The following is a 13,961-nucleotide window of genomic DNA, read 5'->3' as shown; positions in this document are numbered from 1 at the left end:
CTGTAACTGTTAGCCTGACGGTTTCAACGGCTACTTTAGAAGGTGATAATCTCGTACTTGTCGTTAGTCCTCATCTTTGTTGCATACCATAGTTGTAAACCATAACTCCGTTTAACCACGTCATCAAAATGGTTGTGTTCGAAATCTCAGACACTGGAATTTTAGTGATGTCCTTATTTAGTACGACGAAATCAGCGAATTTCCCAACACTAAGTGACCCTGTCACATCGCTTATTCCTAAACTATGGGCTGCGTTGATCGTGTATGCATCGACCGCTTGTTCAATGGAGTGAAAGCCAGTCTTGCCCATCCGTAAGCTGTTAGATATACCAACGAGTGGATTAATGTCGTGCACGTTCCAATCACTACTTAAAGTGAGGTTAGCCCCGGTATCAAGTATTGCTCGTGGGTTCATCATAGCATTGGCTCGAGATTGACCTAAAAAGGGTTCAGCCCATTGGTGTTCATGCTGCACAATGTACTCTGAGCCGACTTGAAAATCGGCTGTAACATTGAGTTCTTTAAAGCGAGGAATATCACTTTTATTGACGAGTTCAACGTGAGTCAGTGTATAGGGTTTGTCTGATCCGGCCTTTCTTACTGACTCAATCGCATTGAGAGATTCGTGAACGGCACCGTCTCCGATCGCATGGATATGCGCACTGAACCCCATTTTATCAAGCGCCGTCAGCCATGATTTCATTTGCGTGGGTGGGATGTAATTTATCCCGTAAGGGAAGTCGGGCAGATAGGTATCTTGATAAGGCGTAAGCGTTTTCGCTGTGCCATTAATAAATATGCCATCACTGTACATTTTGACTTGGTTGACGATTAGTAAGCGGGATGGGTTATTAGAATAAACGGACTTTAGAAAAGCGAGCTGTTTATTCATTGGGTCAGCAGGGTAGATCCAAGGGCGCAAAGAAATGCGAGCCGTTAAGGCATTGTCTTTTAGTGCTTGTTGCCATACCTCATACCACCCACGCTTCCAATATAGTCGCCCGTCACCAATGGTTGTGATGCCATGTGCTGCCGCTTCGTTTAATCCCATTATTAGGCCATCATAGCTTTGGTTGAATTGGTCATCGAGGCTATTCCAAGCCAATTCCATCACGATATCACCGGCATTATCAAACAATATGCCATTAAGCTCGCCTGTCACTTCGTCTTTGAGGATAGCGCCACCTTGTGGGGCTGGAGAGGCTTTATTGATGCCCGCGAGTTGCAATGCCACAGAATTAACCCACATAGAATGAGAAGTCTGCTCCATCAAGATAACGGGTCGATCTGGAAAAATACGGTCAATGACCTGAAGCGGCGTGAGTGAGCTGCTACTGTCCAAAACGGCGTCTAATGAGAAACCATAACCCATAACCCAACCATCGCCCTTAGATTGGCGATGGCAGGCTTCTAAAGCAGGAATATGTTCTAGAAGAGACGCGCTCATACTAAGCTCGCAGTTTCCGCCAGCTTCTGAGGCTGCCTCAAATACATGATTATGGTTATCAATAAACCCAGGCAGTATCATGGCACCTTCTAAGTCAAGGACCTTCGTATTTGCAGAACGATAGCCATTAATCTTTGAGACGGGACCTACATAGACAATACGCCCGTTTTGCACAGCGATTGAATCGGCATTGTGATGTCCATAAATCGTCGCGTTGGTTAAAATAGTATCTGCAGATGCACCGGCAATGGCACTTGAAACTAAACCTGTATTAATCAGCATTGTAGCTAAAATGAGGGTTGTCGTTGAAGAGATTGATTTCATGGTCTGTTCCTTTCATACCGTTCTTTTCATTAGAAATATCGCGGTGTACGGCAATGCTTTAATTGTACTTAACATAAGGAAGAAAGGAAAAATACTCGCTTTAAGAATAATGAGACAGCCGCGACGAATTGCTCGACAATAAAAACCGATGAGAATAAATAGTGATGCGTGACGCTGTCACTAATTGTGAGTGTCATTCAGAAGGATTATCGCTCTCGCGTATGCTCGATGTCATCGATTCGCTGAGGCTTGCAGTAGAATCGGGACACCACCAGAATAGGAAGCAATTTTCTTGTTTTTCAGTGAAAAATGACAAGAGTGAATCACTTGCCCCTAACATATTCTGTCGAATGGTGACGTATTCAAGGGTTGGCGTGAAAATTATTTGAGAACACGGAAGTTAATCACACAAGAGCACAAATTCACTTGGTGAAACTACGCGGAGTTTGCTACGTTTAAATGACACAGTGATTGGAAAGGTAGAATTATATGAAAGTAAATGTTCAAACACATCATGTATCAATCAACGATGACTCTCGCAAAGAAATTGAAAGCAAATTTGAGAAGGTTTCCGCTCACTTTCCACAACTGATCAGCTGCGACATTATTATCACAAAGGAACATGGGCAGCATAATGTGGAAGTCTTTACCAACTACGAAGGTGTTCGAGTTGTAGCAAAATCAACCGACGATGTTATGTATCCAGCTATCGCAGCCGCATTGAAAAAACTTGAAGCAGGTTTGCGAAATCGTAAAGGACAGCTAAAATCTGATCTCCATGAGAAACCAACGAGTACGAAACCTGAAATTGCATCGGATATCATTCAAGAAATGAAACTTGTGTAATAAGGTACAACGAACAACGTTAGAGCCAGCACTTAGTGCTGGCTTTTTTCATGTCTTCCGTTTATGTCGATATTCCGCTATCGGCATTAGTGAATGGCTAGTAGCAAATTGTTAGTAATAAGTCGGTATTGGCAATCGCGGTTAATAGATATGCTTACTTCACCTCATCGTTTACCCATATCCAAGCGTGCTCGTCTGCAGTTGCAGGAAAGCATTGTTGGCAATGGAAATTGACGTTTAACTTGGTTAAGGTAGTCGGAATGTACAACATCATTGGTTACAGGCTTTACGAGGATTCGTTTGACGGTCTAACCTGTGATGGAAAATTAAGGCACAACATTTAAGGGTACAACATTGGCAAAGAAGTATTATGTAGTTTGGAAAGGACGTGAAACGGGTATCTTTTTGACGTGGGCAGAGTGTAAAGCGCAGGTAGACCGCTTCAATGGCGCGAGATATAAATCATTTCCGACACTAGCAGAAGCAGAGACTGCGTTTGGATCAACTGGCACGCCAAATCCTAATTCAACTCCGGCTAAATCCAATTCAACTGCGTCTAAAAAGTCGCCCAAAGCTAACGTATCCAAAGCTAACGCATCCAACACCACCAAAGAAAAGTTGACGCAACAAACAATCGACATGATGCCGTTCGATATTAAAATATTCACCGATGGAGGTTGTGAGCCGAATCCGGGTAAAGCCGGAACTGGTATTGCGGTATACAGTGCTAACGTCTTAAGTGAACTGTGGTATGGCAAATACCAGTCATTTGGTACCAATAATACTGCCGAGTTGAATGGGTTATATGAGGCGATGTTATTAGCCAAACAAAAACTTGCGCAAGGCCAGACAGTCAGCATTTATTGCGATTCAATGTATGCCATCCAGTGCATCACTACATGGGCGAAAAGTTGGTCGGCAAAAGGTTGGAAAAAATCAGGAGGAGAAATAAAAAATCTGGATTTAATTCAACCAATGTATTCCCTGTATCTAGAAATTAAAGAGAATATCGACATTTACCATGTTAATGGTCACGTTGGTATTGAAGGTAATGAATTGGCTGACCGTATGTCTATTGTCGCAATAGATTCAGCTGAGGAAGGGTTTGTCTTATACTCGGATCTTTCTGACATTGATAAGATCCTCGGATTAAGAACGGGTTAATAGCTAAAGGCGTGTCCTTAGTCCTAATGCATAAAGCTATCAATGCGTAAAACTAGTAACGTGTAAAAATACGAACTTATCAATGTACTAACGCATCAAAGTATCCGGCACCAATGTGTTGATGCCGGATATGAAATGGATAGGGAAACAAGAAAATGCGCTCTTGCTTCCACAACCATGTAAGCCTAGTCCCATTTAGGCAAATCACTTCCCAACGGAGAGGTTGGTCGCGCCCAGTAAGCGGGTGTTTGCGAATAAACCAACACCGGTTTTAGGTGGGTAATTCGCCCAAATGGCGTCATGGTATCTGTTGAAAATTGACTGATGTTCCCACCTGACACCACTTTTTGTATTGTTTTTAACATCGCCTCACTGTCTTTGAGTACAGGTTGGGTTTGCTGGTCTTGATACCACATACATGTTGAGGCAAGTGAAACACTGACCTGCTGCGGGCCACCGATTGACGCTCTGTTATGGAGTGCTTTTAGAATTCCCATCGAACCCATCAAGCCAGTGCCGTAGTCCGTTATGAAACCGTAAGGACAGAGGATTGGTTGGTTTGTTAAACCATGATCAAATGAAGAGCCAACGGCAGCTTGTGCAATGTTTTCCCAGCCGTGACGGTTTTTCCAAGGACCAACTTCGCCAAAAGCAGAGCTAGTAACAATGATTAAGTTTGGATTGATAGATAATAATTTATCGTTAGTGATACCAAATTTATGTTGTAACCGGCCAGGTGCATAACCATTGACATAGACATCAGCATCTTTGATTAACTCATAGAATGTTGCGAGGTCATCTTGTTGATTAAAATTAAGATAGGCATTCTTCTTACCAAATCCAGTATCTAGATAGTTGGATGCAATGCGTTCGGCAGTAGGATTTGCTATATGGATGACTTCAGCACCTTGCTCAGCCAAAAATGTTGACATCGAAGGCCCCGCAATGATGTGACTAACATCCACGACTTTAATGTCACTCAATGGACGATCACTCGGTTTAAATGGAACGATGGTACCTTTCCCTAGCGATGTCACCTGAACCGGTGGTAACTTGCTAAGAAATTGACCTTGAGGGTGCTCACGAAATTCTTTTTGTGTACGAACTTTCGTCCCACTTAAACCATTCTCATTGAAGATGTGTTCCCATTCTTCTGCTGTTTTAGTTAGGTAGGCGGCTTCGATGGCTTCTTTGTTTGGAGGGCAATTTAATAGATTAAGTGTTTTGTCATGAAGATGGTTTAACGCTGTAATTGTCTCAAAATATCCATCTTTTGTTTTATGTGTTAATGACTCAAACCGTTTAAAAGCATCCAGAGAGAGCGGTTGGTCATTGATATGTAAAAAGTTTGGACGATAAAGCATTTCCATCGCGTGATTGTGGTCAATGATGACTGACTGAGTTTGCCCAGTCTTAAGTTTCCAAATGTTGGCGACCAGCAAGCCATTCATCATGAGTAAAGAAGAGAAACTATCAGATAGGTTATATGGGGATAACGAGTCGCTTCCTTCAACATAATTAATGTCGATAGCGTCAATTGAAGGGTCGATGTCGACGGCAAGCATCGATTTTAAATTATTTAGTGCGTGTAACATAATAATGCCTTATTTAATGTTGATGATGAGTTTTTAATTTAATAAACGGTATGCTTCGATAAGCAAATATCGCCATTAGCTATTAATGCTCTCTTTTTTTTGTATTGATATAGGCCAGGTGACCATGTTTGTTGAACTTGAACGTTAAGGCATTTAGCCTCGATTCGTCATGCACTGCGCCATCATCGGCTGTACCAAGCGTACAGTGTTAGTGCTTGATTGTGCGTTTATCTTTGACAACCTATCAAGCATGCGATGAAAGTTCGGTCATTATGTTTTAGCTTGATTAAAGAATAAATAGCTTAGATGCAAAGTGACTATTGCACACAGGCAATAACGCGTTTGCGTACTGTAGAGTATCGTCTTTATATTTTAATTATGTTCTTTGTTTGGTTTGTCAGTTTGTTTCTATTCTTGCTTCTATGCAAAACTGGCTTTTGTCTTGAGGTGTTTATGTTTTTATTAATAGATATAAAATAATGGTTAATTATTCACAAGTGAGAGTGATGGATAAGGTTGTTCCATTATTTACTAAATAAGTCTAATAATTGATGCTGCTTGCCCAGGATATTAATTATTGACACTAACAGCGTAAGAGTTGATATGAAAAATTTTATTATAGTGATGTTAAGTTTAGCGATGATGGCCTGCTCAACGACTCACTCGATAGACAAACGAGTCACAGAACAAAACTATACTAAAGTGACGCTGACTAAGAACGTTGCGGTCTCACCAGATGCGCACTTTGAAGAACCTTATCGATTTTTTGGTGACGAAGTGCCACCGTTTTTAGCAAAACTAAAAGAAGAAAGGGCTTTGAATGAATTAGTTGACACACCGAATGCTCCACAAATTGTCGGCAACGAATTTGACGTGTTGGTATTGTCAGGCGGTGGTGAAAGAGGGGCCTATGGGGCGGGGATCGTTAATGGATTATATGATAATGGAAACCTTCCTGAGTTTTCTTTAGTGACAGGCGTTAGCACAGGTGCTTTGACTGCTCCCTTCGTTTTCGCTGGTGGTGAATATATACATAAACTCAAAGACGCTATGCTAGCCCTTAATGATGGTTTGTTAGATAAACGTGGTTTATTGTGGCCGGCTTACAGTACATCGATGGTTAAAGGAAAAACCTTTTATCAGTTTATTGAAGATACTTATGATGATGACTTGATAGAAGCTATCGCGAGAGAGTACAACAAAGGTAAACGCTTACAAATAGGCACGACGCATTTTGATTCAGGAAGACAGATGATTTGGAATGTGGGTCGAATTGCGTCAAGCGATCTTCCTAATAAAGCAGAACTTATTCACAAAATATTGATGGCGAGTGCTTCTATTCCCGGATTTTTTCCTCCTCAGTACTTTACTGTGTATGACCATGGTAAAGCTTACGAGGAAATGCATGTCGATGGTGGGTTGTCTCATCAACTGTTCTTTAATACTTATGGCTTTGATTTAAAATCCGCATCAGAGGCCTATGGTGTGAGTGGTACGCCAAACATTTATATAATACGGAATGGGTTCCTTCATAATGACTTCAAACAAGTTGAAAATAAAATTCTTGCGATTGGTGCGAGAAGTATTGATAACTTGATCTTTTCTCAAACGCTCGGTGATCTATACAAAGAGATTTATCTCAGTGGTACGGCCAATGCCAATGCGTATTTGACAAACATAGAGAAAGACTTTGATGTTAAGACGGATGAGTCAAAGTTTTTTGACGAAAATTATATGAAAGCGTTATATGACTACGGTTATGACAAAGCGAAGAGCGGGCAACTATGGACTGCGACCGTTAAAGCGGGAGAGAAAATAGAAAAACGCGAGGATGAATTACATGATGAAATGTCAGTGAAATGAATAACACACGGTGGTAATGTCGTTCCAGCACCACCGTGTGAGACTTAAAGTTACAGTGTATTAAACTCGCTTACGTCAATACCTAATAAGGAACCGATACCTTTACCATAGTTAGGATCCGCTTGGTAACAGTGTTTTAAATGTCGAATCTGAATCTCTTTAGGGACACCCTCTAAATTTCGAGCCGTATTATCAAATAATATGGCTTGCTTTTCTGGTGTCATTAAGCGGAATAAATCACCCGGTTGGCTAAAGTAATCTTCATCTTCTCTATGATTCCAGTGATCGGCGGCACCATCAAGACTCAATGGTGGTTCTGAAAAATCAGGCTGCTCAGCCCATTCACCTTGATCGTTAGGTTCATAGCCTAAAGTGCCACCATGGTTACCGTCGACACGCATTGCGCCGTCACGATGGTAGCTGTGTACTGGGCAACGTGGCGCATTTACTGGAATACTATGATGGTTAACACCTAAACGGTATCGTTGAGCATCCCCATACGAGAACAGACGACCTTGTAACATCTTATCTGGAGAGAAGCTGATACCTGGTACAACAGCAGCAGGGTTGAATGCCGATTGCTCAACTTCTGCAAAGAAGTTCTCAGGATTACGGTTGAGTTCAAATTCACCCACTTCGATTAGTGGATAATCACTATGCGGCCATACTTTAGTGAGATCGAATGGGTTGTACGGTACTTTCCCCGCATCGTCTTCAGGCATGATTTGAACTTTTAATGTCCATTTCGGAAAATCTTTATTATCGATACTGTCCAATAGATCACGTTGGTGGCTTTCACGATCCTTACCGACGACTGTTTCTGCTTCTGCATCGGATAAGTTTTGAATACCTTGCTGTGATTTGAAGTGGAATTTAACCCAGAATCGTTCGTTATCACTGTTAATAAAACTGAATGTATGGCTACCAAATCCGTGCATGTGACGATAACTGGCAGGGATCCCACGGTCACTCATTACGATCGTTACTTGATGTAATGCTTCCGGTAGTGAAGTCCAAAAATCCCAATTGTTTTTTGCACTACGCATGTTCGTTCTTGGGTCACGTTTAACGGCATGATTTAGATCTGGAAATTTTAATGGATCTCTCAAGAAGAATACTGGTGTGTTGTTTCCAACTAGATCCCAGTTGCCTTCTTCTGTGTAAAATTTTAAAGCAAAACCACGGATATCTCGTTCTGCATCAGCGGCACCGCGTTCACCGGCAACCGTAGTGAATCGTGCAAATAGGTCGGTCTTTTTGCCTATTTCAGAGAACAGCTTAGCCTTGGTATATTGGGTGATATCGTGGGTAACCGTAAACGTACCATACGCACCGGAACCTTTGGCATGCATACGACGCTCGGGAATGACTTCTCTATCGAAGTGTGCGAGTTTTTCCAAAAACCAAACATCTTGCAGGAGTTGGGGACCGCGTTTACCTGCCGTCTGTACATTTTGGTTATGTGCAACAGGGCAGCCTGCAGCTGTAGTGAGCTTTTTACTCATAGAGAATCCTTTTCTGCTAATAGCGTATGTAGTAAAACAATGACTTAAATTCTGTAATTCGATGGTTTTAATGAATCAGAAACTAATATCGAATAGTAATTTTGTAGTCTAGCTCGGTATGACTGCTCAACGTTATTTACACAGCTTTACAAACGACGAAACTGTATCATTGAAGTGTGATGTTGTGCGGCTAGTTTATTGATTTAAATCAACATAATGGAATGGCTTCTGGGGCTGGCGTGCTTATTTGTGATGGAAATTGTTATGGTATCAATTGAATAATTTTGTCGTAAAGTGCCAGCTAAATGAACGGGTTTGGCTGTTATTTAGAGGATGGTGTGCAGGTTGGAATCAGCCATTTAATAATAGGAGATATCTTTAAATGGCTGAGGCATGTTTAGTAAGGCTGAAACGCTAGCGTAGAACGGGCATTAACGGCGTTTTGGTCCGTTTCGGACTAAATCTTTGCCAGTTTCAAACACGTTGTCAGTGACCCATCGGGCTAAAAGCAATTGTTGCTTCTCATTAAATACCGCAACAAAATGACGTCCATCTGAATTGTTCGTAGCCATACCTACACCGGCAACGCCTTCTAACCCGAGTCCGCCGTTTTCTACAGATAATAAAAATGCTTCTAAATCATCAAGATTTTCAATTACTTCGTTTTCACTATTCATGGTATCCCTTATTCATGTTGTACGTGGTCTTTCATCGACACAACACGGTTGGTTGATAATGGAGGCACTTTACAACGCAAGTAGAAGGATGTGAATAGGTAAGGCGTAGAAACCGAGTACCTTTAAAGAAAGAAACTCGGCTTCATTGCCCTGTCAGATAAAGACTTCCCACATCAAACTATTTACCAAAGTAGGCGACGACAACGCGGTCGTCTCCTAGTGACCGCGAGAACACATACGCATTTTCGTTGGCAAGTACTTGATGCTGCCCAGCACCCACCGCAGGGTGTCGATCTCTAAATTGTCCAACCACCTTCCAATGATCCAGTAGTTTTTGTTTATCCTCGGTTAACGTCCAAATCATGTCAGAGCGAGTACCTTGATGAAAATCATCAGCGAAAGGACCAATGTTTCTCGCGACTTCATCACCATAGTAAACTTGTATGGCACCTGGACTGAGAAGAAGAGCATTCGCGGCATTTCTTTGCATGTCATAATCTTTAAAACGACTAAAGAACAATTCTGTATCGTGGGATGACATATAACTGACGGGGTTAAAGTCGTCAGAATTGGTGATTGAGTCGGAATAATGCTGATAAGTGTCGGCCATTTGGCTGAAACAAGCGGCACCTTTATCAAGCTTCTTCTGCATATCGAAATTGATTAATGCATCAAATCCATCATCAAAGTATGGGCTTCGATAAGCGCTGTGCCCCCATACTTCGCCCATCATCCAAAATGGTTGGCCTGAGGTGTTATTTGATTCTCGCCATTGTTGCAAACTGGATGTCGCTTCCGATTTCAGTTTTAACCAAACATCAGCCTCGACATGTTTGACCGTATCAACGCGGTAGCCATCGATGCCAAAACGTTTCACCCAGTCTGTTTGCCACTCAATCAGGTAATCGGCTACGGTATAATCTTCACGCGCTGTGACGCGTGTTCCAGGGTTATCGAGTAGCCATTGAGGAGGGGTAACATGATCCGATGATTCGGTTTTAAAGTCGGGTAAACCGGCCAAAGATAAGGTGGTATCACTTGAACCAGGTTTATCATAACCGGGAAGTCCAGTGCGCACCCAATCCGCTCCCCACCAATCTTTCCAGTGTGTTGAAGTATAATCAATACTGCTGTGGAAGCTATGCCAATTTTCGCCATTTTTGGGCGCCCATTCAGCCCACAATGCAGGGAGGTGTTCGGGAGTTGGAATCACTTTCAATTGGTCAAATTGGATATCCGCTAATGTCGCGTATCCGGGATGATTAATAACAGCATCAAGAAGGACTTTTATATCTCGTTTATGTGCTTCCTCGACCAATCGTTTTAAATCAGCATCGTTACCAAAGCTTTCATCGACTTTGGTAAAATCACGTGCCCAGTATCCATGATAGCCATAAAACGGAAAGGAACCGCTGTCCCCGCCACCGACAAAACCATGAACCTGTTCGACAATCGGAGAAAGCCAAATTACGTTAGTGCCGAGGCTCTTTATATAATCGAGTTTTTCAGTTACGCCATTTAGATCGCCGCCATGAAACGTACCAATCTCTTGATTATTGTCGTTTTGTCGTTGATACGGTTGGGGCTGTGTTGAACTTGTGTTGTTGAAGCGATCAACCATGACGAAATAGATATTGGCATTTCGATAATTCAGTACGGGTTTCGTTCGAGTCGGCGTCGAGACAGGTTCTAGAAGCATTAAGCCGCCATTGTCCATCGAGGGCGTCACGTTCACTCGCCCATTTTTAACAATCACTTTTTGCCCAGATAAAGCATCTTGTAAGACGGTTCCGTCAGGATAACTTTCGGCAAGATCAATGGATCTTTCGCCTTCACTAAATACTTCGCACGTCACGTTGGGCAATGGGCGCTTAAATTCTGTTTTAGCCACCTTTTTAGGCTGTCGCTTAAAAACTAATGAGTGAGTTTCTTGATCGTAAGTGAACGCATAGTCACCGGTGAACCTGATCTTTAGGGGCAAGTCAGAATCTTGGCCACATAATAAAGGAATAGGGGTATTAAATTTGATTTTATCAGGTAAGTGATTATCGCACTGCGCGTTAATTCCAGACACTTTAAGTTGATAGTCATCTTTGGTTAACGGTATAACGACCGCTTGGCCATCTTCTATCGGGTAATCTCGGCTGGTGGTGGTTGTCGAAATAGTAAGGTAAGGCGAGGCATGCAGACCAGTCGTTACCATCATTGACGGCGCAGCAGCTAGCATACAGGTGAATAGAGTCTTGTAATTCATGGTCATTCCATTGTTATTATTTTTCACCCTTACTGTACGCAGCCATCAGTCAATCCACATCATTCTCGCGGCCTACGCCTTAAACTTTGTTGTTGTTCACATTTTACAAAAGCAGGGGCGTAGAAATAGGCCATAAAGAATATGACGATAGGGAGTCTTATCATGACGCTATTTGTAGAGATAACGTAAACGTCATTCCTTGCTTTCGGTTATTGTGCGCCGTTATAGTGCCATTCATGTCTCGCATATTATTTGCCGTGATCGATAAGCCCAAACCAAGCCCATCCCCGATTTTTTTACTGGTTTGAAAGGGTTCAAATATCGCGTCTAACGATAACGGTTCTATGCCACAGCCATTGTCTATAATGTGTACTTCGACCATTGAGCCAACGCAGTTCATTGTGATGATGAGAGTCGGGCGCTCAACATGATTGAGTGCGTCAATAGCGTTCGAAATCAGGTTACCGAGTACTTGCCTAAGGCGCTGTTCTTCACCAAGAATGTGGGGCAACTCTGATGGCGCTCGGACTCGGATGTTAATGCTAGATAATGCAGATTGGTAAATACACAGCGTTTCTTCCAAAATATCAGGTAATGATATTGCGCTCAGTAATTCTGGTTTGTTGTAGGCGAAACTCTTTAGCTGACGAGTCATATTCGCCATACGGTCGATTAATGTCTGAATGAGGGTATTGTTGGCACGCATCATATCGTGCTCATTGCGCTCCATTAATAGCTCATTGGTGGTTAGGAGCGTGCGAAGCCCAGTGAGCGGTTGATTTAACTCATGCGTAATAGCGCTAGACATACGGCCTAAGGCCGCCATTTTACTGGCTTGAATGAGCTCATCTTGCGCATGCTTCAGTGCTTGAGTACGCTCCTCTACACGCCTCGCGAGATCTTGGTTCGCTTGCTGAAGCGCTTGTTCTGCCGTTTTTCTTTTGCTGATGTCGATGACCGTGGCAAGAAAAAAAGCCTGTCCATGCCAAGGAAACAAGGTTAATGAAAATAAGACGGGGAAAAGGCTACCATCACTTCGTTTTGCCATCGTATCAACGGCGCTTAATTCGGTATGCTCTTTGTGAGTCGATAAGTTTTTTAGCAGCTTGAGCGTCGTAGAGTTGGGGTTTCCCGCATCAAACAACTCCCATGCTTTTATCGACTTGCTGTGGCGGTCGGGTAAACAAAACTGACGTCGAGCCATGGGGTTAACATCAAACAAAAGCCCCTTATCATCAATCACCATTAATCCAACATGTGTTTTGTTGATCATCTGTGTGAGTCGTTGTTGAGACTCTTCCAAAATAGTTTGAATCTGCTGTTTGCTTAATTGTTTTTGGTGACGTTGAAAGATGATAATGCCAAGTAAAAGGATGAATAATAATAAGGTGATCGAGCTCCAACCGATGTCGTTAATACGTTGTTGTATCGGTTTCATTGGTGTGAGATAGCTAATTTTCCAGTTCAAATCATCTAAGGTCACCGTATGGCCCAAATAACGTTCATCGTTTACATGAAGAGCGTCGGCAAGTTGCCAAGCCTGTATACGAGTGTTGTTATAAAGCCAATGGCTATTTCGTAGGACCTGATGGTTTGAGTCGTTTAACCAGTCTGCGTTGTATCGAGCGCTACTTGATAAGAAAAATAGATCTTGGCGGTTTTGCAAAGCAATGACATCGCTACTGGTAATGATCTGATCAGTTAAAAGGCTCAGATCAATTTGTACTACGGCGATGCCAGCAATTGTTAATCCGTCAAAAATAGGCGCGGTAAGATAATAAAACGGGCTTGAGCCTTTTGTCTTACTCACCAATGAAACGCCTTCCCCTTGAGAGTGAATTTGTCGAGCGATGGCTTGTCTATCCGAGAGGCTAAAGCGTTCTCCTATTAGGCTAGACACTAATGCTTCTCCGGTAACGGATAAAATCAACCAACCTTCGGTATTAGCCGCTTTATCAAGCTGCAATAGCTCTTCTTGAATCGCATCAATTTGACGGATGTCACCTTGAACTAAGGCGATCGCTTTAGGGTTGTTAGTGACAAGATAGGGGAGGTGGTAGAAGCGTTTAAGGGTGCGACGTACTTCGCCAATATAATCTAACAACCGCTGCTGGACCTGCTCTTGAGCCTGACTGATAAGCCATTGTCGAGCGATCTCTCGACTCGTCCAATAAAAAGAGGCGATCAACGTGATGATAACCACAGCAGCTGTCCATTTCTTCCTCATTATCCATCCTGCGATCGGTTAATTTGCCTCATTAAAAGACTGCGCTGTTTTAACAGGTT

Annotated in this window: 9 protein-coding genes; 3 read left to right on the top strand and 6 right to left on the bottom strand. The window is 42.5% G+C overall.

Translation table 11 applies throughout. The features are described 5' to 3' along the window. Positions 1-70: 70 nt before the first annotated feature. Positions 71-1,771, bottom strand: coding sequence for an amidohydrolase (locus AB4405_RS03440; protein WP_372059642.1), 1,701 nt, complete (start codon positions 1,769-1,771; stop codon positions 71-73). A 489-nt stretch (positions 1,772-2,260) separates the two neighbouring features. On the opposite strand from AB4405_RS03440, the gene hpf reads away from it, so the two are divergent. Then, positions 2,261-2,617, top strand: a complete 357-nt coding sequence (gene hpf / locus AB4405_RS03435; RefSeq protein ID WP_372059641.1) for a ribosome hibernation-promoting factor, HPF/YfiA family — start codon at positions 2,261-2,263, stop codon at positions 2,615-2,617. 354 nt (positions 2,618-2,971) lie between these two features. Further along, positions 2,972-3,781: a ribonuclease H family protein gene (locus AB4405_RS03430; RefSeq protein WP_372059640.1), complete on the top strand. Its 810-nt coding sequence runs from the start codon at positions 2,972-2,974 to the stop codon at positions 3,779-3,781. Positions 3,782-3,966: 185 nt separating this feature from the next. Here the strand turns inward: AB4405_RS03430 and AB4405_RS03425 are convergent, their stop codons facing one another. After that, positions 3,967-5,376, bottom strand: coding sequence for a CoA transferase (locus tag AB4405_RS03425; RefSeq protein WP_372059639.1), 1,410 nt, complete (start codon positions 5,374-5,376; stop codon positions 3,967-3,969). A gap of 603 nt (positions 5,377-5,979) precedes the next feature. Here AB4405_RS03425 and AB4405_RS03420 point away from each other — a divergent pair. Next, the gene (locus tag AB4405_RS03420; RefSeq protein WP_372059638.1) at positions 5,980-7,239 is read left to right on the top strand and encodes a patatin-like phospholipase family protein; all 1,260 of its coding nucleotides are present in this window, start codon (positions 5,980-5,982) and stop codon (positions 7,237-7,239) included. A 50-nt stretch (positions 7,240-7,289) separates the two neighbouring features. On the opposite strand, the gene AB4405_RS03415 is transcribed toward AB4405_RS03420, so the two are convergent. The 4 genes from AB4405_RS03415 to AB4405_RS03400 all read right to left on the bottom strand — a co-directional run bounded on the left by AB4405_RS03415 (position 7,290) and on the right by AB4405_RS03400 (position 13,902). After that, positions 7,290-8,744 carry a catalase gene (locus tag AB4405_RS03415; RefSeq protein ID WP_372059637.1) on the bottom strand — a complete coding sequence of 485 codons (1,455 nt, stop codon included), beginning with the start codon at positions 8,742-8,744 and terminating at the stop codon, positions 7,290-7,292. A 431-nt stretch (positions 8,745-9,175) separates the two neighbouring features. Then, on the bottom strand, positions 9,176-9,421 hold the full coding sequence (locus AB4405_RS03410) for a hypothetical protein (protein WP_372059636.1): 246 nt from the start codon (positions 9,419-9,421) through the stop codon (positions 9,176-9,178). Positions 9,422-9,599: 178 nt separating this feature from the next. Then, positions 9,600-11,675, bottom strand: coding sequence for an alpha-amylase (locus AB4405_RS03405; protein ID WP_372059635.1), 2,076 nt, complete (start codon positions 11,673-11,675; stop codon positions 9,600-9,602). 160 nt (positions 11,676-11,835) lie between these two features. Beyond that, positions 11,836-13,902, bottom strand: coding sequence for an ATP-binding protein (locus AB4405_RS03400; protein WP_372059634.1), 2,067 nt, complete (start codon positions 13,900-13,902; stop codon positions 11,836-11,838). Positions 13,903-13,961: the final 59 nt, after the last annotated feature.

It is taken from the genome of Vibrio sp. 10N.261.51.F12 (assembly GCF_041471725.1).
Classification (GTDB): domain Bacteria; phylum Pseudomonadota; class Gammaproteobacteria; order Enterobacterales; family Vibrionaceae; genus Vibrio.
Note: the sequence above shows the minus strand (reverse complement) of the source record. Positions and strands in the feature narration are given on the sequence as shown.

What these genes read in the sequence shown, in the direction of transcription:
- AB4405_RS03440 (WP_372059642.1), bottom strand. Translation starts at nt 1,771, where the DNA reads ATGAAATCAATCTCTTCAACGACAACCCTCATTTTAGCTACAATGCTG.
- hpf (WP_372059641.1), top strand. Translation starts at nt 2,261, where the DNA reads ATGAAAGTAAATGTTCAAACACATCATGTATCAATCAACGATGACTCT.
- AB4405_RS03425 (WP_372059639.1), bottom strand. Translation starts at nt 5,376, where the DNA reads ATGTTACACGCACTAAATAATTTAAAATCGATGCTTGCCGTCGACATC.
- AB4405_RS03420 (WP_372059638.1), top strand. Translation starts at nt 5,980, where the DNA reads ATGAAAAATTTTATTATAGTGATGTTAAGTTTAGCGATGATGGCCTGC.
- AB4405_RS03415 (WP_372059637.1), bottom strand. Translation starts at nt 8,744, where the DNA reads ATGAGTAAAAAGCTCACTACAGCTGCAGGCTGCCCTGTTGCACATAAC.
- AB4405_RS03410 (WP_372059636.1), bottom strand. Translation starts at nt 9,421, where the DNA reads ATGAATAGTGAAAACGAAGTAATTGAAAATCTTGATGATTTAGAAGCA.
- AB4405_RS03405 (WP_372059635.1), bottom strand. Translation starts at nt 11,675, where the DNA reads ATGAATTACAAGACTCTATTCACCTGTATGCTAGCTGCTGCGCCGTCA.
- AB4405_RS03400 (WP_372059634.1), bottom strand. Translation starts at nt 13,902, where the DNA reads ATGAGGAAGAAATGGACAGCTGCTGTGGTTATCATCACGTTGATCGCC.